Raw genomic sequence first — 22,501 nt, 5'->3', positions numbered from 1 at the left:
AGGCAACAATTTCACCCCGGCGCCGGACGGAGGCCATGGGGAACGAATGACGAGAGCGAGGTATATAAAAGTGGTGTTTCTTCGAGACTTCGGAGCAGTCAAGCGCGGCGGTATCTGGTTCCGGCGAGGGCTTGTGGCGACGACGTGCCTGTCGACGGTGCTTGGCGTTGGCCATGCATCGGCACAGCAGGCCGGCACCCAGGCATCCGACAATACGGGGGTGCTCGAACCGATCACGATCAGCGGCAAGGCCGGCAGCGATACTTCCCGAGAAGACGACAAGACGGTGGCCGCCAAGCGCAGCTCCGGCGCGACCAAGACGGATACGCCGCTCATCGAAACGCCGCGCTCCGTCTCGGTGGTGACGCGCAAGGAGATCGAGGAGCGCGGCGCGCAGGACATCATCGAGGCGGTGCGCTATTCCGCCGGCGTGAGCACCGGCGCCTATGGGTTCGACCCGCGCTTCGACCAGATCTACATCAGAGGCTACGACGCCACCACGCTCGGCGACTACAAGGACGGCCTGCGCCAGCCCTACATCAACTACGGCACTTTCCGCACCGACGCCTATTCGCTCGAACGCGTCGAGGTGATCAAGGGGCCGGTGTCGGTGCTTTACGGCGCGGGAACGCCGGCCGGCATCGTCAACAAGGTGCCCAAGCTGCCGACCGAGGACAGGATACGGGAAGTCGAACTGCTCTATGGCACGAAGGACAGGGCGCAGGCCGCCTTCGATTTCGGCGGACCCGTCACCGAGGGCAGCGACGATTTTCTCTACAGGATCGTCGGCCTGGCGCGAAACGGCGACACGAATTTCGACATCGCCGACGACCGTTATCTCCTGCAACCGTCCTTCACCTGGAACCCGGATGCCGCGACGTCCTTCACGGTCTACGGGCTGGTGCAGGCAGATGAGACGGATTCTAATCCTGGCGTGATCACCGACCCGTCGGGGAAGGTGCATGCCCTGCGCGAGAGCGACCCGGATTACGATTACCAGAAGATCCGGCAGCAGCAGGTTGGCTACAAGTTCGAGCACGATTTCGGCGACGGCATCACCGTGCGCCAGAATGTTCGATACTCCCATCTCGACCTGAGGTCGCGCTATCTCGCGGTCTCCGGCTGGACAGGTACGGTCGCGCATCGCTATGCGACCGCGATTCGCGACGAAATGAACGTCTTCCAGGCCGACAACCAGGTCGAGGCCAAATTCGACACTGGCGCGCTCGCCCACACGCTGCTTCTCGGCCTCGACTATACGAACCTGACCTCGTCCTTCGGCTATGGATTCGATGCGGCCGATCCGGCCTATGATTTCGACATTGCCAACCCGACCTACGGTGTCTCCGGCCCGACGCCGGCCACCACGTTCTCGGCCTCCGACGCGGATTTGCGCCAGACCGGAATCTATGCGCTGGACCAGGTCGAGCTGGACAGATGGCGCTTCACCCTTGGCGGGCGCCAGACCTGGGTCGAGCAGACGCGGGACTACGTTGGGGGCGGCTCCGAAGCGGTGAACAAGAACGCCTTCAGCATGCAGGCCGGCGCGCTTTATCTGTTCGACAATGGCTTCGCGCCCTTCGCGGGCTATGCGACTTCGTTCGAGCCGATCTCGAACCGGTCGGCCGATGGTGGCGGCATCCTGCAGCCGACGAAGGGCGAACAGGTCGAGCTCGGCATCAAGTACCAGCCGCCGGGAAGCGATATCCTGCTCTCGGCCGTCGCCTATCACCTCGTCGAGAAGAACAAGCCGGTCGTCGTGGATCCCAATGCGGGAACCTATCGTTCACTGGGCGAGGTCACCAGCAATGGATTTGAGCTGGAGGCCCGCGCGGCCGTCATGGACGGACTCGATGTGATCGCGGCCTATAACTACAACCATGCCGAGATCACGGGCGCCGCCGCTGGCTCGACGGAGCTCGGCAAGGTCCCCGCCGTCACCCCCGAGCATGTCGCGAGCCTCTGGGCCAATTACAAGTTCGACGAGGGCAGCGCCGCTCCAGGCCTTTCGGTGGGCGCGGGCGTGCGGTTGCAGAGCGCGACCTATACCGATACGTCGAACACCGCCAAGAACGATTCCGCCGTCTATCTCGATGCGTCGGCGTCCTATGATTTCGGCGCCATCGACAAGAAGTATGGAGGTGTCTCGGCCGCCTTTGCCGTCCGCAACATCGCCGACGACCGCGCGACGGTATGCAACAGCGGCTATTGCTACATGGGCCAGGGCCGCAACGTCACGGCTTCGCTGAAGCGCCGCTGGTAAAGGCGACGCCGCGCGCCCTTTCGGACGCGCGGCGCATTGATTCCACCGTTTGGATGCGACCCGGCTCGGCGGTTCAGCCAAGCTCGGGGATGCGCAGGACCTGGCCCGGATAGATCTTGTCGGGATGGGTCAGCATCGGCTTGTTGGCCTCGAAGATGACCGTGTTCTTGGCACCCTGGCCCTTGCCATAGCTCTTTTCGGCGATCTTCCAGAGATTGTCGCCCTTCTGGACGGTGTAGAAGGTCGGCTCCTTGGCCGGGGCGGCCGTGCCGGAAGCCGGCGCGACCTGCAACTCGTCAGCCTGTACCTTGGAGACGCCGAGCGTGTTGCCGACGGCGATGACCGCCTTTTCGAAGATCGACTGGTCCTTGACCACGCCCTTCAGCACCGCGGTATCGCCCTGGACGACAACCTGCACGCCATCGGTGCCGAGCTTGTGCGAATCGAGCTCTTTCTTGAGGGTGTCGGCGGTGGGTGCGGCTTCCTCGTCGCCGCCTATGCCGAGCTTCTTGCCGACGCTCTTGACGAAATCGAACATACCCATTTCTAGGTCTCCCTTGCTGTGGCAAAAGGGAAACTTGCATCTGCAACGCAAAATTGAAAGCGGTTTTGCGCACGCGACTGGCGCGTTGCTTAATCGTTCTCTACCCGGCCGCGCAGCTTCTTGATCGTACCGCGCCCCGCCTTGCTCTTCAGTCGCCGCTCGACCGCCCCCTTTGACGGCCTTGTCTTCTTGCGCGGCGGCGGTGGCGGTTCGGCCGCCTTGGCGACCAGCGCCGTGAGCCTTGCCCGGGCATCCGCCCGGTTCTGTTCCTGGGTGCGGAAGCGTCCGGCCTCGATGACGATGACACCGTCCTTGGTGGCGCGCTGACCGGCAAGCTTTATGGTCCGCTCGCGCACGCGGTCCGACAGGCCCTCCGCGTTGTGCGCGTCGAAGCGCAACTGCACCGCTGTCGCCACCTTGTTGACGTTCTGGCCGCCAGGACCGGACGAGCGGATGAAATCCTCGTGCAGATCGCCCGGATGGATCACGGCTTCGCCCGATATGATGATGTCGTCGTCGATCGGCATGCCGCAGTCATGGCGCGGCGGACTAAAAAAGAAAAGGCCCGATCGAAGCCGTGGCCTTCCAATGCATGTCGCCCAGAAGTGACGTCGGTTCCGGGATGACGACATGCATGAGAGAACGTCGAGCGGCGTGATGATTACTCCGCCGCCTCCTGCATCCGCGGTGCGGCCCCCAGCACCACTGCGTCGACATGGCTTTCGAATTTCTCGAAGTTGACGGCGAACATGCCGACCAGCCTTGCCGCCTGCCGGTCATAGGCGGCCTTGTCGGCCCAGGTGGAGCGCGGGTCGAGAATGGCGCTGTCGACGCCAGTCACGGCCTCCGGCACCTCGAAGCCGAAATTGGCGTCGGTGCGGAACCTGGCCGTCTTCAGCGAACCGTCGAGGGCCGCGGCGAGCAAGGCGCGCGTCGCCTTGATCGGCATACGCTTGCCGGTGCCGTAAGCGCCGCCGGTCCAGCCTGTGTTGACCAGCCAGCAATCGGCGCCATGGCGGGCAATGAGTTCGCGCAGCAGATTGCCATATTCAGAGGGGTGGCGCGGCATGAAAGGGGCACCGAAGCAGGTCGAGAAGGTGGCTTCGGGCTCGGTCACGCCCTTTTCGGTTCCGGCGACCTTGGCCGTGTAACCGGAAAGGAAATGATACATCGCCTGCGCCGGTGTCAGCCTGGCGATCGGAGGCATCACGCCGAAAGCATCGGCGGTCAGCATGATGATGTTCTTCGGGTGATTGGCGCGCCCGGTCTTCGAGGCATTGGGGATGAAGTCGAGCGGATAGGCGCAGCGTGTGTTTTCGGTGAGCCGGCCGTCATCGAAGTCCGGCACGCCATCGGCGTCGAGCACGACATTTTCCAGAACCGTGCCGAAGCGCTGCGTGGTGGCGAAGATCTCCGGCTCGGCTTGCGCCGACAGCTTGATCGTCTTGGCATAGCAGCCGCCTTCGAAATTGAAGATGCCGTGCGGACCCCAGCCATGCTCGTCGTCGCCGATCAGCGTGCGGGACGGATCGGCCGACAGCGTGGTCTTGCCGGTGCCCGACAGGCCGAAGAAGATGGCGGCGTCACCTGCCGGACCTTCATTGGCCGAGCAGTGCATCGGCATGACGCCCTTTTCCGGCAAGAGGTAGTTCAGCATGGTGAACACCGACTTCTTCATTTCGCCGGCATAGGAGGTGCCGCCGATCAGCACGATCTTGCGCGTCAGGTCGACGGCGATCACCGTTTCGGTGCGGCTGCCGTGGCGGGCGGGATCGGCGCGGAAGGACGGCAGGTCGATGATCGTCATCCCCGGCACGAACTGTTCGAATTCGGCCGCGTCGGGACGGATGAGCAGGTTGCGGATGAACAGCGAATGCCAGGCAAATTCGGTGATCACCCTGGTGGGCAGCTTGAGCTCCGCGTCGGCGCCGCCGACCAGATCCTGCACATAGAGATCCTTGTCGGCGGCCTGGGCCTGGAAATCGGCGAGCAAGGCGTCGAATTGGGCCGGCGAGATCGCCTTGTTGTTGTCCCACCAGACTGGCAGTTCGGTGGCGGCGTCGCGCACGACGAACTTGTCCTTGGGCGAGCGGCCGGTGTGCTGGCCGGTTTCGGCGACGAGCGCGCCATGCGCGGTCAGCCTGGCCTCGCCCCGCCGGATCGCTTCCTCATAAAGGGCGGCCGCGCCGAAATTGTAGCGCACCACGCCGGAGGTTTTCAGACCGACATGATCGATCGCGCAGGCAGGATTGCGTTTGCCGACTTCCGACATTGGTGACCCTTCTTGAGATTTGCCGCATCTTTGCCGGCACATTTCCGGCACACCTGCCAAGCAGGCTAGGATGGTCAGAACCAGAAAAGCCAAATGATATCAAATCATTAATCGATTTAAATATTTTGAAAGTTGTTTAAATCGTTTATATATGCGAAAAGTTTCATGGTTGCCCAAAGGATTGGACGTGTCCGTTCGTCCAATCCGTGTCGAGGTAGGATTGTGGCCGCCGGCACCCCGCGCGTGACAGCGGATAAGGCCTATGCCACATTTTGTACCTAATTTGTCCTGCAAAAGCCCCTTCTCTTACGACAGAAGGGACAGCTCATGAGGGAGCCACTTGAAATGGCAACAATCGCGCTTGTCGATGACGACCGCAACATTCTGACGTCGGTGTCGATCGCCCTCGAATCCGAAGGCTATCGCGTCGAGACCTATACGGATGGTGCGTCCGCGCTGGAAGGCCTGGCGGCCCGACCGCCGAATCTTGCCATCCTCGACATCAAGATGCCGCGCATGGACGGCATGGAGCTTCTGCGCCGGATGCGCCAGAAATCCGACCTGCCAGTGATCTTCCTGACCTCCAAGGATGACGAGATCGATGAATTGTTCGGTCTCAAGATGGGCGCCGACGACTTCATCCGCAAACCGTTCTCGCAGCGCCTGCTGGTCGAGCGGGTGCGCGCCGTTCTGCGCCGGGCCAGCGCCCGCGAGGCCGCGGCAAAAACGCCCAGCCAGCAGGCTCGCTCGCTCGAGCGCGGCCAGCTCGTCATGGACCAGGAGCGCCATACCTGTACCTGGAAGGGCGAGCCGGTCACGCTCACGGTCACCGAGTTCCTGATCCTGCATTCGCTGGCGCAACGCCCGGGCGTGGTAAAAAGCCGTGATGCGCTGATGGATTCGGCCTATGATGAGCAGGTCTATGTCGACGACCGCACGATCGACAGCCATATCAAGCGGCTGCGCAAGAAATTCAAGGCCGTCGACGACGACTTCGAAATGATCGAAACCCTTTACGGAGTCGGATACCGGTTCCGCGAAGCGTAAAGCCTAGTCAGGAGCTGCTATTCGATGGCAGTGGAAGCACAACGAAGCAGACCAGCGGCCGCTGCCAGGCGGCCGTCGCGCATCATGCCGTCCTTCGTGTCGAAATTCACGGTGCCGATGCGCCGCTTCCTTGGCCACCATATCTTCTCCAGCCTGACGCGGCGTATCCTTTTTCTCAATCTCGCCGGGCTGGCGGTGCTCGTCACCGGCATCCTCTATCTCAACACCTTCCGCGACGGGCTGATCGACGCGCGCGTCGAAAGCCTGATGACGCAGGGCGAGATCATCGCCGGCGCCATCGCGGCATCGGCGACGGTCGAGACGGATTCGATCAGCATCGACCCGGAAAAACTGCTCGAGCTGCAGGCCGGCGAAAGCCTGGGGCCGGGCTCGGACCAGCTCGACAATCTGGATTTTCCGATCAATCCCGAGCGCGTGGCGCCGGTGCTGCGGCGGCTGATCTCGCCGACCCGCACACGCGCCCGCATCTATGACCGCGACGCCAACCTGCTGCTCGATTCGCGCCATCTCTATTCGCGCGGCCAGATCCTGCGCTACGACCTGCCGCCGGTCGACGAGGAAGAGCCCGATCTTGTCGAGCGCGTCCAGAAGTTCATCTTCGACTTCTTCCGCAATACGGACCTGCCGGTCTATCACGAGCAGCCCGGCGGCAATGGCGCTACCTTCCCCGAAGTGGTCAAGGCGCTGACCGGCAGCCCGTCGACCATCGTGCGGGTCTCGGAACAGGGCGAGCAGATCGTCTCGGTGGCGGTGCCGATCCAGCGTTTTCGCGCCGTTCTCGGCGTGCTGATGCTGTCGACCGAAGGCGGCGACATCGACAAGATCGTCGCCGCCGAACGCAAGGCGATCCTGCGCGTCTTCGGCATCGCGGCGCTCGTCACGGCCATCCTGTCGATGCTGCTGGCCTCCACCATCGCCAATCCGCTGCGCCGGCTGTCCGCCGCTGCCGTTCGGGTGCGCCGCGGTGTCAAGAGCCGCGAGGAAATCCCCGACTTTTCCGACCGCCAGGACGAGATCGGCAATCTGTCTGTCGCCGTGCGCGACATGACCAACGCGCTCTACGCGCGCATCGAGGCCATCGAAAGCTTCGCCGCCGATGTTTCGCATGAGCTGAAGAACCCGCTGACATCGCTGCGCAGCGCCGTCGAAACATTACCGCTGGCGAAAAACGATAATTCACGCGCGCGTCTGATGGAGATCATCCAGCATGACGTCAAACGGCTGGACCGCCTCATCACCGACATTTCCGACGCCTCGCGGCTCGACGCCGAGTTGGCCCGCGAAGATGCCGGAACCGTCGACCTGAAGAAATTCGTCACCGACCTCGTCGCTGTTTCGCGTGAGACGACGCGCAACAAGAAGGCGGTCGAGATCGAACTCAAGGTGGCCAAGCTGCCGCAGGGCGCCAAAGGCTATCTGGTCGTCGGCCACGATCTGCGCATCGGCCAGGTCATCACCAACCTGATCGAGAACGCGCGCTCCTTCGTTCCCGAGGACCACGGTCACATCAGCCTGTCGCTGGCGCGCGCCGGCAAGTTCAACATCCTGACAGTCGACGACAATGGTCCCGGCATCCGCGCCGACAACATCGAGCGCATCTTCGAACGCTTCTATACCGACCGGCCGGCCGGCGAGGCGTTCGGGCAGAACTCGGGTCTGGGCCTGTCGATCTCCAGGCAGATCGTCGAGGCTCACGGCGGTACGCTGACCGCCGAAAACATTCCCGGCACCAAGCCCGGCGAGATCAAGGGCGCACGCTTCGTCGTGACGCTGCCAGCCGAGGGATGAGCGCCGATCGCCGGGGATTGCGACGTGCGGCCTGAAAACATTCACGCGACGGCGCTGCTGATCGGCGAGCGCGGCGTCTTCATCACCGGCGCGTCCGGTTCCGGCAAGACAACGCTGGCGCTGACGCTGATCGGCCATTGCCAGCAGCACGGATTGTTCTCGCGGCTCGTCGGCGACGATCAGCTCTTCGTCGAAGCTCGTGCGGGGCGGCTGGTCTGCCGCGCGCCCACCACCATAGCGGGCCTGGCCGAAGTGCCGGGGCTTGGGCCGCGGCCTCTCCCATTCGAGCCGGCCTGCATAGTCGACCTGCATCTGCGGCTGCTGCCGGCCGGTCAAATCGCGCGCTTCCAGGAGGACGCCAGCGACGACATCGCCGGCTGCGCGGTGGCGCGGATCGATCTGGCCGAGCGCAATGTGGCGGCCGCCTTGCCGGCCGTGATGGCGCGGCTGTCGATCGCGCCTTTTCCATGATCCGCCCCGGGTTTTTTGCTGCAATGCGTCAAAATGGCATGGGCCGGCGCAATTTTGGGCTTGTCAACGGGCCGCGCGTCGACAAGATAGCGCTCCCGCCGCCTGGATTGGCTGGCGAGCATAAAATGCGCCTGTGAAGCGGCGATGACGGGAGCCACCATAGAATGATCGGACTCGTGCTTGTAACGCACGGTCAACTGGCCACCGAGTTCCGACATGCCGTCGAACATGTCGTCGGGCCACAAGACAATTTCGAAACCGTGGCGATCGGTGCCGACGACGATATGGAGCAGCGTCGCCGCGACATCGTCGACGCCGTCGCCCGCGTCGATACAGGGACGGGCGTGATCGTGCTGACCGATATGTTCGGCGGCACGCCGTCCAACCTTGCGATCTCGGTGATGGAGTCGGGCCGCACCGAGGTGATCGCCGGCATGAACCTGCCGATGCTGATCAAGCTGTCCTCGATCCGCAAGGGCGACAACATGGCCGCCGCCCTCGATGAGGCGCAGGCCGCCGGCCGCAAATACATCAATGTCGCCAGCCAGCTTCTGAGCAGCAAATGAACGCGCTATCCCCGGAAAAAGACCAGATCATCCGGGAGTTTCCGATCGTCAACCAGCGTGGCCTGCATGCGCGCGCATCGGCGAAGTTCGTCCAGCTTGCCAGCGGCTTCAACGCTTCGGTCCATGTCGAGAAGGATGGCGTCAAGGTCGGCGGCACCTCGATCATGGGCCTGATGATGCTGGCGGCAAGTCCGGGATACTCGATCCGCGTCACCGCCAGCGGCCCCGAAGCACTCGAGGTGATGGACGCGCTGGAGCAACTCGTCGCGTCCCGTTTCGGCGAGGAGTGCTGACCCGGAAATCAATCCGCCGGGACATGCACGAATAAAGATTTCTTTATATCCCATTGTCGTACGAAGCCTGATCTGCTAGTCAGGCCGGCAATTCGCGCCCCTGGAAATGTCTTCCGGCTCGGACGCATCCGCAAACAATTCGCACGCATTACAATTCGCAGGGAGCACTGCCATGACGGGTAGCAAGGACTATGTGGTCGCCGACATCTCGCTTGCCGGCTGGGGCCGCAAGGAACTGGATATCGCCGAGACCGAAATGCCGGGCCTGATGGCCTGCCGCGAGGAATTCGGCGCCAAGAAGCCGCTCAAGGGCGCGCGCATCACCGGCTCGCTGCATATGACCATCCAGACGGCGGTGCTGATCGAGACGCTGAAGGAGCTCGGCGCCGATATCCGCTGGGCTTCCTGCAACATCTTTTCGACCCAGGACCATGCCGCCGCGGCCATCGCCGAGGCCGGCATTCCGGTCTTCGCCGTCAAGGGCGAGAGCCTCGAACAGTACTGGGACTACACCGACAGGATCTTCCAGTGGGCCGATGGCGGCCTCTCCAACATGATCCTCGACGATGGCGGCGATGCCACCATGTATATCCTGATCGGCGCCCGCGCCGAAGCCGGCGAGGACGTGCTGTCCAATCCCCAGAGCGAGGAAGAGGAATATTTCTACGCCCAGGTCAAGAAGCGCCTGAAGGCTTCGCCGGGCTTCTTCACCAAGCAGCGGGAAGCGATCCGCGGCGTCACCGAGGAGACGACCACCGGCGTCAACCGGCTCTACCAGCTGCAGAAGAAGGGCCTGCTGCCTTTCCCCGCCATCAACGTCAACGACTCGGTCACCAAGTCGAAGTTCGACAACAAATATGGCTGCAAGGAATCGCTGGTCGACGGCATCCGCCGCGGTACCGACACGATGATGGCCGGCAAGGTCGCGGTCGTCTGCGGCTATGGCGACGTCGGCAAGGGCTCGTCGGCCTCGCTCAAGGGCGCGGGCGCCCGCGTCAAGGTCACCGAGGTCGATCCGATCTGCGCGCTGCAGGCGGCGATGGACGGTTTTGAAGTGGTCACGCTGGAAGATGCGGCACCGACCGCCGACATCGTCATCACCACCACCGGCAACAAGGATGTCGTCACCCTCGAGCATATGCGCTCGATGAAGGACATGGTGATCGTCGGCAACATCGGCCATTTCGACAACGAGATCCAGGTCGCGTCGCTGCGCAATCTGAAGTGGACCAATGTCAAGCCGCAGGTCGACATGATCACCTTCCCGGATGGCAAGCGCATGATCCTTCTGTCGGAAGGCCGCCTGCTCAATCTCGGCAACGCCACCGGTCATCCGAGCTTCGTCATGTCGGCCTCCTTCACCAACCAGGTGCTGGCGCAGATCGAGCTCTACACCAAGGGCGAGCAGTACCAGAATCAGGTCTATGTGCTGCCCAAGCATCTCGACGAGAAGGTCGCGCGCCTGCATCTCGACAAGCTCGGCGCCCGGTTGACCGAACTGTCGGGTGAGCAGGCCGCCTATATCGGCGTCACGCCACAGGGTCCGTTCAAGCCGGAACACTACCGCTATTAACCAAAGCTAAATTTACTACCAGATATTGACGCCGGGCGATTGACTTTTCGCCCGGCTTTATTTTTGCGCCGAATGATTCTTCACGCCGATTCCGGCAGGCGCTATTGTTGTGATTCGCGGGCTCGGGGACGAGGGTCGGCGTACGCATCAGGGCGGTCTTGCATTCAGGCGGCGAAGAGGACCAAGACATGCCGGGGGATAACCCGCTTCACGCGGGACAGGCCGTTTCCGGCGGCCATCAGGATTCGAGGGCCACTGGCTCGGCCAGGCCTAGCGGGCGCCGTTCGTGGCGTGGCCGCGCGGGACTGCTGCTTGCCGGCTCCACGCTCGCCGGTCCGTTGTTTGGCGGAGCCGGGCGCGCCCAGGGCGCCGAAGTGGCGGTAGCCAGCCTCTCGATCAACACCGTCGAGGTCATGCAACTGGCCGTCTTTGCCGGGGTGATGGGAGCGGCGTTCCTCTCAGCCATCGTTCTGATCCGCGAACGCGCGCGCGCATCGGCGGAAAATGTCGACCTGAGAAGCCGCGTCGCCGATGTCAGCGCCGCGTTGCGGCGTTCGGAGGCGCTGCTCAATCTGCGCGACCAGCGTGTCGTCGTCTGGGCTTCGGAAAACAAGAAACCCGAACTCATCGGCACATTGCCGACTGAAAGCGGCGCACCGGAGGAGCGGGCCGCGTTCCTGGCCTTCGGCCGCTGGCTGATGCCGCGTTCGGCGGCCGCACTCGAACATGCCATAGCGGGTTTGCGCGAAAAGGGCAGGCCGTTCGACCTGGTGATGGAATCGCAGGCCGGCGCCCCATTGGAAGTGCATGGCCGCAAGAGCGCGGCCCATGTGCTGGTGCGGTTTGTCTCGCTTTCCGAAACACAACGCAGCCAGGCCCGGCTCAAGATCGACAACCAGCGGCTGGCAGCCGACCATGACACGATGATCGGCCTGCTCGAGGCCCTGAAGATGCCGGCATGGCTGCGCGACGAGCATGGCCGCCTTAAATGGGTCAACCGGGCCTATGCAGACGCGGTCGAAGCCGAGAGCGCCGAGGTCGCCGTGCGTGACGCCAAGGAATTCCTCGGCGGCCAGGCGCGCGAAGCCATCGCCACGCAACACAAATCGCATCCGGTGTTCGAGCAGTCGCTTTCGACGGTGATCGAAGGCGACCGCCGCGTGTTCGCGGTGACCGACTTTGCCGGCGCCGACGGTTCGGCCGGCCTTGCCTGCGACACCAGCGCCATCGAGGCCATCCGCGGCGAATATGAGCGGACCGTGCGCAGCCACGCCGATACGCTCGACCAGCTCAACACCGCGGTCGCCATCTTCGACACCGACGAGAAGCTGCGCTTCTTCAACCAGGCCTTCCAGAAACTGTGGGGGCTGGACAGCGGCTTCCTGCACAGCGCGCCCGACAACGCCCTTCTGCTCGACCGGCTACGCAGCGAAGGCAAGATCGCCGAGCAGCCGGAATGGCGCCGCTGGAAGGAAAGCCTGCTCGGCGCCTACCGTGCGGTCGAATCGCAGGAACACTGGTGGCATTTGCCGGACGGCAAGACGATCCGCGTCCTCGCCAACCCGCAACCCAAGGGCGGCGTCACCTGGGTGTTCGAGAACCTGACCGAGAAGATGGACCTGGAAAGCCGCTACCGGACCGCGGTCCGGGTCCAGGGCGAAACGCTCGACAATCTGGCTGAGGGCGTCGCGGTGTTCGGCCCCGACGGCCGGTTGCGCCTGTCGAACCCGGCTTTTGCCACGCTGTGGGGGTTGGACAAGGAAGCCGCCAAGCCCAGTGTGCATGTATCGGCCATACGCGACCTCTGCGACCGGCAAGCCGTCGAGAGCCCGTGGCCCGGCTTCGTCGCCGCCATCACCGGCTTCGACGACGAGCGCCGCGACCGCCACGGCCAGACCGAGCTCAACAACGGCACCGTGCTGCGTTACGCCATGATCCCGCTGCCCAACGGGCAAGTGATGATGACCTTCGTCGACGTCACCGACAGCGTCCATGTCGAACGCGCGCTCAAGGACAGGAACGAGGCGCTGGAGAAATCGGACCAGCTCAAGAACGACTTCGTCCAGCATGTGTCCTACGAACTGCGTTCGCCGCTGACCAACATCATCGGCTTCACCGAGCTGCTGTCGCTACCCACGACCGGCCCCTTGACGCAGAAGCAGCGCGAATATGTCGAGCATGTCGGCTCGTCCTCCTCGGTGTTGCTGACCATCGTCAACGACATACTGGACCTTGCGACGGTCGACGCCGGCATCATGCAGCTCGACATTTCCGAAGTGCGTGTCGACCGCACCATCGCGGCCGCCGCCGAGTTGGTCGCCGACCGGCTGGAGGAGCATTCGATCCGCCTCGCGGTCGACGCCGCCGCGGCGCCGAAGACGTTCCATGGCGACGAAACCCGCATCCGCCAGATCCTCTACAATCTGCTGAGCAACGCCGCCAACTACGCGCCGGAGGCCAGCACCATCCGGCTGGCCTGCCGCCAGCTGGCGGACGGAGTCGAGTTTTCGGTTCACGACGACGGGCCCGGCATGCCGCCCGACGTACTCGATTCGGTGTTCCGTCGCTTCGAGCCGCGCGCCAATGGCGGCCGCCGGCGCGGCGCTGGCCTCGGCCTGTCGATCGTCAAGAGCTTTGTCGAACTGCATGGCGGCGCCGTTCGTATCGAAACCGGCAGGGACAAGGGCACGACCGTCATCTGCACCTTCCCCGACATGCCGGGCATCCGCGCCGCGGCCGAGTAGCGCGCTCGATGACGCAACCGGTGCTGGAGCGCTTGCTCGCCGACGAGACCCAGACAGCGCGGCTGGGCGAGGATCTCGCACTGGCGCTGCGCGCGGGGGACGTGCTGGCGCTCAAAGGCGATCTCGGCGCCGGCAAGTCGACCTTGGCGCGGGCGCTGATCAGGACATTGGCCGACGATGCCGGCCTCGAAGTGCCGAGCCCTACCTTCACATTGGTTCAGAGCTACGACACGCGCATCCCGGTCCATCATTTCGATCTTTACCGGCTGTCCTCGGCGGCCGAACTGGACGAACTCGGCTTCGATGAGGCGCTGGCGCAAGGTGCCGCCCTGGTCGAATGGCCGGAGCGCGCCGACGGCTATCTGCCCAAGTCGACGGTGCTGATCGAACTTACCCAGCATGGCGAGGGGCGGCTGGCGCGATTGTCCGGGCAAGGCGCGACCTTCGACCGTTTCGCGCGCTCGCTGGCCATGCGCGGCTTCCTCGACGGCGCGGGATGGGGGCAAGCGCGGCGCCGGCATTTCATCGGCGATGCCTCGGCCCGCTCCTACGAGATCGTCTCGCTCGCCGGCGAGGCGCCGCGCGTGCTGATGAACTCGCCACGGCTGGTGCTCGGCCCTCCCGTGCGCAACGGCAACCCCTATGCCGTGATCGCCCACACGGCCCAGTCGGTGTCGGCTTTCGTCGCCATCGACCGTGCGCTGCTGGCCGCAGGGGTCGCGGTGCCCCGGATCGACGCTCAGGATCTCGACCAGGGTTTCCTGCTGCTCGAGCATCTGGGCTCGGAAGGCTTCCTCGCCGGCAATGGCGAGCCGGTCGCCGAACGTTACGAGGCGGCGGCCGAACTGCTTGCCATGATGCACGGCAAGACCTGGTCTCATCACATGGAGGCGGCTCCCGGCGTCGTTCATGACGTGCCGCCCTTCGATCGCGATGCCATGCTGATCGAGGCAAACCTGCTGATCGACTGGTACGTGCCGGCGATATCGGACGGCCCGGCGAGCGAGGCGCTGCGTTCCGGCTACCACAGGACATGGAATGCGCTTCTCGACCGGCTGCAAGGCAGCGAATACACGCTGATGCTGCGCGACTTCCACTCGCCCAACATCATCTGGCGCGGCGAGCGGACCGGCCTCGACCGGCTCGGCATCGTCGACGTCCAGGACGCGCTGATTGGTCCCGCCGCCTATGACGTCGCCTCGCTGGCCATGGATGCGCGCGTCACCATCCCGCCCGAGATCGAAAAGCGGACGCTCGATGCCTATGTCGCGGCGCGTCGTGCAACGGGCGGCTTCGATGAAGCAGGCTTCCTCGAAGCCTACGCAATCATGGCCGCGCAACGCAATTCCAAGATCCTGGGCATTTTCGTGCGCCTCGAAAAACGGGACGGCAAACCCTATTATCTCAAGCACCTGCCGCGCATCCGCGACTATCTCAGGCGGGCACTGTCGCATCCCGCGCTCGCCGAGCTGCGGGATTTCTACAACGCGCACGGGCTGCTGGAGGAACGAGCGCTGTGACGACAAAACCAGACACCGCCATCGTCCTTGCCGCCGGGCTCGGCAAGCGCATGCGGCCGATCACCGACACCATCCCCAAGCCGCTGGTCCGGATCGCCGGCAAGACGCTGCTCGACTGGGGCCTCGACAGCCTGGCGACGGCCGGCGTCGGCAAGGCGGTGGTCAATGTCCATTACCTTCCCGAACAGATCGTCGCCCATGTCGCCGCGCGCCGCGCGCCGCGCATCGTCATTTCCGATGAAAGCGACCGGCTGCTCGATTCGGCCGGCGGCATCGTCAAGGCGCTGCCGGAACTCGGCCAGGAGTCGTTCTACATCCTCAACGCCGATACATTCTGGATCGACCACGGCCCGCTCAATCTCGGGCGGCTTGCCCTTGCGTGGGACGCGGCGAAAATGGATATTCTGCTGATGCTGGCGGATCTCCATCAGGCGACCGGACATTGCGGCTCCACCGATTTTCTGGTGGCGCCGGACGGTGCCTTGCGGCGTTCGAAAGGCGATCCGGCGGGACTGATCTATGCCGGCGCCGCGATCATCCATCCGCGCCTGTTCAAGGACGTGGCCGCCGAACCACATTCCCTCAACGCCTATTTCGACAAGGCGATTGCCGCCGGCCGCCTGTTCGGCATGCCAATGCATGGCCACTGGATAACGGTTGGCACGCCCGATGCCATCCCGCTCGCCGAAGCGGCGGTCGCCGGCGCGCTCATCGGATCGCAATGAGCGGCTCAAGCCGCGTTTTCTCCATTCCCTCCGGAGCGCCGTTTCTGCCGACGCTGGCCGAGGCGCTGCTTGCCGGGCGCCTGGTTCCCGGGTTTCGTTTCGACGGCGACCCGCTCGCTCTGGCCGACGTCACCATCTACGTGCCGACGCGCCGCGCGGCGCGCGCCTTGCGCGGCGTTTTCGTCGACAGCCTGAAAGCGCGAGGCGGGGGCGGTTCGGCGATCCTGCCGGTGATCCGCCCGCTCGGTGAATTCGACGAGGACGAGGCCCTGTTCGAGGCCGATCCATCGGCGGCCATCGATCTCGCGCCACCGATTAGCGCCACCGAAAGGCTGTTGCTGCTGACCCCGCTGGTGCGGGCGTGGAAACGGCGGTTGCCCGCCCATGTCGCCGCCCTCTTCGCCGAGGAGATCGTCGTGCCTGCCTCCACCGCCGATGCGATCTGGCTGGCCCGCGATCTGGCCGGACTGATGGACGAGATCGAGACCGAAGGCACCGACTGGGCCAAACTCGCGGGCCTGGTGAGCGGCAACCTTGCCGGATGGTGGCAGGTCACGCTTGAATTCCTCGGCATCGTCACCGATGCCTGGCCGAAATTCCTCGAAGAGCGCGACCGCTCCAACCCGGCCGCGCATCGCAGCGCCCTGATCCGTGCCGAGGCGGCGCGGCTGCGGCGCAATCCGCCCGCCGGGCCGGTCATAGCAGCGGGTTCCACCGGCTCCATACCCGCCACGGCGGAACTGCTTGCGACCATCGCCAGCCTGTCCGGAGGCGCCATCGTGCTGCCAGGGCTCGACCAGATGCTCGACGAAGCCTCCTTCCAGGCGCTCGTCGCGCCCGGCGCGCCTCCAGCCGTGCTTGGCCATCCGCAATACGGCCTGGCAAAGCTGATCGGCAAGATCGGCGTGCTGCGCGGCGACGTCGAGGAAATCGGCGCCGCCGAGCCGAAGCTCGCGCTCCGTGCGGCCGTTGTCGGCGAGGCGCTGCGGCCGGCCGAGACCACCGAATTGTGGGCGGAAACACGAAACGGGTTTTCGGCGCCCGACATAACGGGCGCCTTCGCCGAGGTGGCGCTGCTCGAAGCGGCAAGCGAGCGCGACGAGGCCGTGGCGATCGCCGTCGCGCTCAAGCAGGCAGTGGAAGAACCCGGCCAAAGGGCCGCTCTCGTGACCGGCGACCGCGCCCTGGCACGCCGTGTCAGCGTCGAACTCAAGCGCTTCGGCGTCGTTGCGGACGATTCCGGCGGCACGCCGCTTTCCAACACGCCGGCGGCCAGCCTGCTCAGACTGGCGCTCGAGGCGGTGTTCCGGCCGGGCGATCCCGTCGGCCTGTTGTCGCTGCTCAAGCATCCCTTGCTCGGCCTTGGCCTGGAACGCGCCGATGTGCGCCACGCGGCGGAACTGGTCGAACTGGTGGCGCTGCGCGGCGGCACCGGCCGCCCCGACATCGCTTCGCTGCCGGACCTTTTCGAGGCCCGCCTCACCGGGCTCGGCGGTGACAGCCGGCCGCCCTTCTGGTTTGCCCGCCTGACCGTGCGCTCCATCGAAAGCGCGCGGAATTTGCTTGAACGTCTCAAGCAAGCGCTGGCGCCGCTCTCGGCCTTTCGCGGCCAGGCGGAAGTCGGCCTTGCCGCGTTGGTCGAGGCCAGCGTCGTTGCGCTGGAGAATCTCGGCCGCGCCGCGGACGGCGGTCTTGGCGAACTCTACGCCGGCGATGCCGGCGAAAAGCTCGCCGAACTTTTGCGCGGGCTGGTCGCGGCTGCCGCGCCGCTATCCTTCGCGGCAATCGAATGGCCTGACGTGATGGATGCGCTGATCGCGCCCGAGACCGTCAAGCCGGCGCAAGGCACCGACAGGAACATCGCCATCTGGGGCGCGCTGGAAGCCCGGCTCCAGCATGTCGACACACTGGTCATCGGCGGCCTCAACGAAGGGGTCTGGCCGCGCAAGCCGGAGAGCGACCGCTTCATGTCCCGGCTGATGAAGACCGGCATCGACCTCGAACCGCCGGAGCGGCGCATCGGTCTTGCCGCGCATGATTTCCAGATGGCCATGGGCGCGAGACACGTGGTGCTGGCGCGTTCCGCGCGGGCCGGGGATGCGCCCGCGGTGCCGTCGCGCTGGTTGCAGCGGCTCACCACCTTCATCGGCAACGAGCACGCAGCGGCACTGCGCCGGCGCGGCGACGAGCTGCTCGCCTGGGCGCGCGCGCTCGACACGGGACCGAAGCGGGACTTCGCGCCACGGCCGCAGCCGAAACCGCCATTGCCGGTACGCCCGGGCCATTTCTCGGTCACCGAGATCGAGACGCTGCGCCGCGATCCTTACGCCATCTATGCAAGACGGATTCTCGGCCTGCTGCCGCTCGATCCGCTGATCCGCGATCCCGGCGCGGCCGAACGCGGCACGCTGTTTCACGCCATCCTGCATCTCTTCTCGTCGGAGGTGGCCGACCCGCGCGCGCCGGACGCGCTGGCCGGGCTCATCGCCGCCGGCCGCGCCTGCTTTGCCGAGGCGGCGCTTCCAGCCGATGTCGAGGCCGTGTGGTGGCCGCGTTTCGAAAAGCTCGCCGCCAACATCATCGAATGGGAGCGCACGCGCGCCGATGCGGTGGTCCAGCGGCATGCCGAGGAGCGCGCCGGCAAAACCGTGGTCGGCCAATCCGGTGTGACGCTGTCCGGCTACGCCGACCGCGTCGATCTGCTGGCGGGCGGTATGGCCGACATTCTGGACTACAAGACCGGCTCCTCGCCCTCCAAGGCGCAGGCGCATACGCTGCTGGCGCCTCAGCTGGCGCTGGAGGGCGCGCTGCTGCGGCGTGGCGCGTTCAAGGATCTGGGCGCGCGCGAACCGTCGCAACTGGCCTTCATCAGGCTGAAGCCGAATGGCGAGGTGTTCGAGGAGTCCATACTCGAACACAACCGCCAGCCGCGCACGGCAACCGATCTCGCCGAAGAGGCCTGGGCGCGGCTGGAAAAGCTGCTGATCCACTATGCCGACCCGGCGACCGGCTACCTGTCGCGCGCGCTGCCGTTTCGTGAAGGCGAAACCGATGGCGCCTACGACCATCTCGCCCGCGTGCTCGAATGGTCCGCCGGCGGAGACGCCGGGGACGAGGGAGGGGAGGTATGAAGAAAGCCTACCCCATCCCCACTGACACAGCGACCAGCCAGGCCCGCGCCGCCGATCCCGGCAATTCCGCCTGGGTGTCGGCCAATGCAGGATCCGGCAAGACCCATGTACTGGCTCAGCGTGTCATCCGGCTGCTGCTCAACGGCACCGATCCGTCGAAGATATTGTGCCTGACCTATACCCGCGCCGCCGCCGCCAACATGTCGAACCGGGTGTTTTCGACGCTGTCGGAGTGGACGACGCTTGGCGACGCCGAGCTGGCTTCCAAGGTCGAGGCGCTGGAGGGTCGCCGGCCCGATCGCGACACCATGCGCAGAGCCCGCCGCCTATTCGCGGAGGCACTGGAGACGCCTGGCGGGCTGAAGATCCAGACGATCCACGCTTTCTGCGAATCCGTGCTGCACCAATTCCCACTGGAAGCCAACATTCCCGCCCATTTCGAAATGCTCGACAGCCAGATGGAGGCCTCGCTTTTTGCCGCCGCGCGCCGCGAGATGATTTCCGCCGCGGGCGACAGGAATTTAGCCGAGGCCTTCGCCACTGTGCTGGAACGTGGGGGCGAGGCCGGTCTCGACGCCCTCCTCGGCGAGATCGTGCGCAAGCGCGACGGGTTGCGCGATTTCCTCGATGCTGTCGGGCGCGACGGCTTCCAGCCCTTGTTCGATGAATTCCATTTCAACTCCGGCCAAACCGCCGAGGGCATAGCGGCGTCGATATGGCCGCTGCCCGGCTTCCTGCCGGACTTTTTTGCCGGCTTTGTCCAGGCAGCCGAAGCGACCGACGCCAGATCGGTGCTGAACAACATCTTGCCCTATGCGTGTCAGGCTTTCGCCGAGGTCGATCCCGTTCGCCGGCTGCAACTCTTGGCAAGAGCCTTCCTCAAGACCGATGGCGATCCCTATGATCCGGCGAAGGCCTTCAAGAAGGCGCTGGCCGACCGGCTGCCGTATCTCGCCGAGCGCTATCTGTCGGCGGCTAGCGCCATCATCGAGACCGTCGACCGGCTGGCGCTGTTCCGGATGCTGGAGGGTACACGCGCGGCCCTGACCATCGCCGACTGGCTGATCGCACGCTACGAAGTATTGAAACGCGGCCGCGGCTTTCTCGACTTCAACGATTTGATCACCCGCACGGTGAACCTTTTGGCGCGGCCCGATGCCGGCCCATGGGTGCAATACAAGCTCGACCAAGGCATCGACCACATCCTGCTCGACGAGGCTCAGGACACCAGCCCGGATCAATGGGAGGTGGTGAAGCGGCTGGCGGAAGAATTCTTTGCCGGCTTCGGTGCACGCGACCGGGTGCACCGCACGGTCTTTGCCGTCGGCGACGAGAAGCAGTCAATCTATTCGTTCCAAGGTGCCGCGCCGGACTCCTTCGCCGACAGCCGGATGCTGTTCGCCGGACGGGTCCGCGATGCCGAGGCATCCTTCGCCGACCTCAAGCTGACCTGGTCGTTCCGCTCGACCGACGATGTCCTTGCCGCCGTCGACCGCGTCTTTGCCGATCCGATCGTTCGGCGCGGCATCAGCCACGACCCCGATCCGCTGAACCACAAGGCGATCCGCACCGATGCGCCTGGATATGTAGAGGTGTGGCCGTCAATCGGCGCCGAGGCCGTCGACGAGCCCGACGACTGGTCACAGGCGATCGACCATGCCCATGCGCCGGCGGTGCGCGTCGCCGAGAATGTCGCGGCCACCATTGCCGGGTGGATCGGCAAGGGCGAAATCATCGAGGGCCGTGGCAAGCGGCTCAAGCCAGGCGACGTGCTGGTGCTGGTGCGCAAGCGCGACAGCTTCGTTCATGCGCTGACCCGGGCGCTCAAGCGTCGCGACATTCCGGTCGCCGGCGCCGACCGGCTGAGCCTGCCAGGCCATATAGCGGTCAAGGACCTGATCGCGCTCGGCCATCTACTGATCCAGCCGCAGGACGACCTGTCGCTCGCCGCAGTCCTGCGCAGCCCGATCTTCGACCTACAGGAGGAGGCGCTGTTCGCGCTCGCCGGGCAAAGGCCGCCCGGCCTGTCGCTGGCGGCATCGCTGCGCCGGCATGCCGGCGAAAGCGAAGCGCTCGCGGCGATCGTCGCACAGCTCGACGCCTGGGCTGATGAGGCCGCTTTCAAGCCGGTGTTCGAATTCTATGCCGCCCTGCTGGCACGCGATGGCGTGCGCCGCAGGATGATCGCGCGGCTGGGGCCGGAGGCCGGCGATATTCTCGACGAGTTCCTGAGCTTCTGCCTTGCCGAGGAGCGGACCGGCCTGCCCGGGCTGGAAGCCTTCCTGTCGACGCTGGAAAACGCCGGCCCCGAGATCAAGCGAGAGATGGACCAGACCCGTGACGAGGTGCGCGTCATGACCGTGCACGCGGCCAAGGGCCTGGAGGCGCCGGTGGTGTTCCTGGTCGACGGCGGGTCGGCCCCGTTCAGCGACCAGCATTTGCCGCGGCTGATGCATTTCGACGGTACGGGCCGGCATTGGGACGGCAAAGGCTATCTCTGGCGCTCGGCCAGCGACGTCGCCAACGGCTTCTCTAAAACGGCGGCCGCTCGCGCCCGCGAACTCGCCGACGACGAATACCGCCGGCTGCTCTATGTCGGCATGACGCGCGCCGAGGACCGGCTTGTTGTCTGCGGTTATCACGGCAAGCGGGCGCCGAACACCGGCACCTGGCATTCGATCGTCAGCCGCGCGCTGACCGGCGCGCCCGAAAGCGAACAGCGCCCGCATCCGGCCGGCGGCGAGCCTGTCTACCGGTTCCACGTCACCAAACTGCCTCCCGTTGCGCCAAGTCCGGGCGAGCAGGCGCGGCGGGCCGATGCGTTCGGTCCCTTGCCGAAGACCCTGTTCCGGCCGTTGCCGCCTTTCGAGGATCTGCCGCGTCCGTTGTCGCCGTCGGGCGCCTCGGCGCTGATCGAGGAAGGCAAGGAAGCGGTTGTCGACAAGGCCTCGCCGGTGCTGGACGCCGATGCCGAACCGGGTTTTGCCGTGCTGCGCGGGCTCGCTTTGCACAGGCTGCTGCAGATGCTGCCTGGCATGGCCGAGAGCGACCGCCAAGTTGCGGCGGAGCGTTACCTCTCGCGAACGGGTGCGGGGTGGCCGCAAGCCGAGCGTGAAAAAGCCCTGGCATCGGTCATGGCCATCCTTGCCGACCCCGGCCTCGGTCAACTGTTCGCGCCGTCGTCGCGTGCCGAGGTGGCGATCATGGGCAGCCTGGAGGTCAAGGGCAAAGTCCGCTCCATCTCCGGCAAGATCGACCGGCTGGCGGTGACACCGGATACGGTCTCGATCGTCGACTACAAGACCAACCGGCCCGCACCCGCCTCACTGGCCGAAGTCCCGCCGGCCTATCTGCTTCAGCTCGCGCTCTATCGCGCCCTGCTCAAGCCGCTTTATCCCGGGCGGGAAATCAAGGCGGCCTTGCTGTTCACCGAAGCGCCAAGGCTGATCGAGCTGCCGCCCCGGGCCATGGACGACGCCCTTGCCCGACTCACGGGAGCGTGACACAAGAACTGCTTGAAGAAGGGCGCGGCAGCCACCACAT

Annotated in this window: 15 protein-coding genes; 12 read left to right on the top strand and 3 right to left on the bottom strand. The window is 65.1% G+C overall.

The annotated features are described in order from the left end of the window. Window positions 1-64 precede the first annotated feature (64 nt). Window positions 65-2,263: a TonB-dependent siderophore receptor gene (locus LB564_RS28055; protein ID WP_224542426.1), complete on the top strand. Its 2,199-nt coding sequence runs from the start codon at window positions 65-67 to the stop codon at window positions 2,261-2,263. A gap of 73 nt (window positions 2,264-2,336) precedes the next feature. On the opposite strand, the gene lysM is transcribed toward LB564_RS28055, so the two are convergent. From lysM to LB564_RS28040, 3 genes are all read right to left on the bottom strand, one after another. After that, window positions 2,337-2,807 (bottom strand): peptidoglycan-binding protein LysM, encoded by a 471-nt coding sequence (lysM, locus tag LB564_RS28050; RefSeq protein WP_224542405.1) that lies wholly within the window; start codon window positions 2,805-2,807, stop codon window positions 2,337-2,339. An 89-nt stretch (window positions 2,808-2,896) separates the two neighbouring features. Then, a complete protein-coding gene (gene arfB, locus LB564_RS28045) occupies window positions 2,897-3,334 on the bottom strand; it encodes an alternative ribosome rescue aminoacyl-tRNA hydrolase ArfB (RefSeq protein ID WP_140702908.1) in 438 nt (145 codons plus the stop codon). A gap of 134 nt (window positions 3,335-3,468) precedes the next feature. After that, entirely contained in the window at window positions 3,469-5,079 is a 1,611-nt protein-coding gene (locus tag LB564_RS28040; protein ID WP_224542404.1) for a phosphoenolpyruvate carboxykinase, read from the bottom strand. A gap of 345 nt (window positions 5,080-5,424) precedes the next feature. Here LB564_RS28040 and LB564_RS28035 point away from each other — a divergent pair, with 345 nt between their 5' ends. The 11 genes from LB564_RS28035 to addA all read left to right on the top strand — a co-directional run bounded on the left by LB564_RS28035 (window position 5,425) and on the right by addA (window position 22,461). Beyond that, window positions 5,425-6,126, top strand: coding sequence for a response regulator transcription factor (locus tag LB564_RS28035; RefSeq protein WP_013528337.1), 702 nt, complete (start codon window positions 5,425-5,427; stop codon window positions 6,124-6,126). A gap of 24 nt (window positions 6,127-6,150) precedes the next feature. Then, window positions 6,151-7,935, top strand: coding sequence for a sensor histidine kinase (locus LB564_RS28030; RefSeq protein ID WP_140702912.1), 1,785 nt, complete (start codon window positions 6,151-6,153; stop codon window positions 7,933-7,935). Between the two features lie 24 nt (window positions 7,936-7,959). Next, window positions 7,960-8,406 (top strand): HPr kinase/phosphorylase, encoded by a 447-nt coding sequence (locus LB564_RS28025; protein ID WP_224542403.1) that lies wholly within the window; start codon window positions 7,960-7,962, stop codon window positions 8,404-8,406. 164 nt (window positions 8,407-8,570) lie between these two features. After that, entirely contained in the window at window positions 8,571-8,972 is a 402-nt protein-coding gene (locus LB564_RS28020; protein WP_027032585.1) for a PTS sugar transporter subunit IIA, read from the top strand. Continuing rightward, window positions 8,969-9,265 (top strand): HPr family phosphocarrier protein, encoded by a 297-nt coding sequence (locus LB564_RS28015; protein WP_140702916.1) that lies wholly within the window; start codon window positions 8,969-8,971, stop codon window positions 9,263-9,265. Before LB564_RS28020 ends, LB564_RS28015 begins: the two co-directional genes overlap by 4 nt. A 172-nt stretch (window positions 9,266-9,437) precedes the next feature. Then, window positions 9,438-10,838 carry an adenosylhomocysteinase gene (ahcY, locus tag LB564_RS28010; RefSeq protein ID WP_140702918.1) on the top strand — a complete coding sequence of 467 codons (1,401 nt, stop codon included), beginning with the start codon at window positions 9,438-9,440 and terminating at the stop codon, window positions 10,836-10,838. Window positions 10,839-11,026: 188 nt separating this feature from the next. Beyond that, entirely contained in the window at window positions 11,027-13,582 is a 2,556-nt protein-coding gene (locus tag LB564_RS28005) for a sensor histidine kinase (protein ID WP_224542402.1), read from the top strand. An 8-nt stretch (window positions 13,583-13,590) separates the two neighbouring features. Continuing rightward, a complete protein-coding gene (tsaE, locus tag LB564_RS28000; protein WP_224542401.1) occupies window positions 13,591-15,102 on the top strand; it encodes a tRNA (adenosine(37)-N6)-threonylcarbamoyltransferase complex ATPase subunit type 1 TsaE in 1,512 nt (503 codons plus the stop codon). Further along, window positions 15,099-15,827 carry a nucleotidyltransferase family protein gene (locus tag LB564_RS27995; protein ID WP_224542400.1) on the top strand — a complete coding sequence of 243 codons (729 nt, stop codon included), beginning with the start codon at window positions 15,099-15,101 and terminating at the stop codon, window positions 15,825-15,827. The genes tsaE and LB564_RS27995 overlap by 4 nt, the downstream gene beginning before the upstream one ends. Next, window positions 15,824-18,958, top strand: a complete 3,135-nt coding sequence (gene addB / locus LB564_RS27990; protein ID WP_224542399.1) for a double-strand break repair protein AddB — start codon at window positions 15,824-15,826, stop codon at window positions 18,956-18,958. The genes LB564_RS27995 and addB overlap by 4 nt, the downstream gene beginning before the upstream one ends. Beyond that, window positions 18,955-22,461, top strand: coding sequence for a double-strand break repair helicase AddA (gene addA / locus LB564_RS27985; RefSeq protein WP_224542398.1), 3,507 nt, complete (start codon window positions 18,955-18,957; stop codon window positions 22,459-22,461). Before addB ends, addA begins: the two co-directional genes overlap by 4 nt. The last annotated feature ends 40 nt before the right edge of the window (window positions 22,462-22,501 follow it).

Source organism: Mesorhizobium sp. ES1-6 (genome assembly GCF_020164775.1).
Taxonomy (GTDB): Bacteria; Pseudomonadota; Alphaproteobacteria; order Rhizobiales; family Rhizobiaceae; genus Mesorhizobium.
The sequence above is the reverse complement of the archived record's forward strand: the minus strand, read 5'-3'. Positions and strand labels throughout refer to the sequence as shown.

What these genes read in the sequence shown, in the direction of transcription:
- tsaE (WP_224542401.1), top strand. Translation starts at nt 13,591, where the DNA reads ATGACGCAACCGGTGCTGGAGCGCTTGCTCGCCGACGAGACCCAGACA.
- arfB (WP_140702908.1), bottom strand. Translation starts at nt 3,334, where the DNA reads ATGCCGATCGACGACGACATCATCATATCGGGCGAAGCCGTGATCCAT.
- LB564_RS28035 (WP_013528337.1), top strand. Translation starts at nt 5,425, where the DNA reads ATGGCAACAATCGCGCTTGTCGATGACGACCGCAACATTCTGACGTCG.
- LB564_RS28005 (WP_224542402.1), top strand. Translation starts at nt 11,027, where the DNA reads ATGCCGGGGGATAACCCGCTTCACGCGGGACAGGCCGTTTCCGGCGGC.
- ahcY (WP_140702918.1), top strand. Translation starts at nt 9,438, where the DNA reads ATGACGGGTAGCAAGGACTATGTGGTCGCCGACATCTCGCTTGCCGGC.
- addB (WP_224542399.1), top strand. Translation starts at nt 15,824, where the DNA reads ATGAGCGGCTCAAGCCGCGTTTTCTCCATTCCCTCCGGAGCGCCGTTT.
- LB564_RS28020 (WP_027032585.1), top strand. Translation starts at nt 8,571, where the DNA reads ATGATCGGACTCGTGCTTGTAACGCACGGTCAACTGGCCACCGAGTTC.
- lysM (WP_224542405.1), bottom strand. Translation starts at nt 2,807, where the DNA reads ATGGGTATGTTCGATTTCGTCAAGAGCGTCGGCAAGAAGCTCGGCATA.
- LB564_RS28030 (WP_140702912.1), top strand. Translation starts at nt 6,151, where the DNA reads ATGGCAGTGGAAGCACAACGAAGCAGACCAGCGGCCGCTGCCAGGCGG.
- LB564_RS28015 (WP_140702916.1), top strand. Translation starts at nt 8,969, where the DNA reads ATGAACGCGCTATCCCCGGAAAAAGACCAGATCATCCGGGAGTTTCCG.
- addA (WP_224542398.1), top strand. Translation starts at nt 18,955, where the DNA reads ATGAAGAAAGCCTACCCCATCCCCACTGACACAGCGACCAGCCAGGCC.
- LB564_RS28040 (WP_224542404.1), bottom strand. Translation starts at nt 5,079, where the DNA reads ATGTCGGAAGTCGGCAAACGCAATCCTGCCTGCGCGATCGATCATGTC.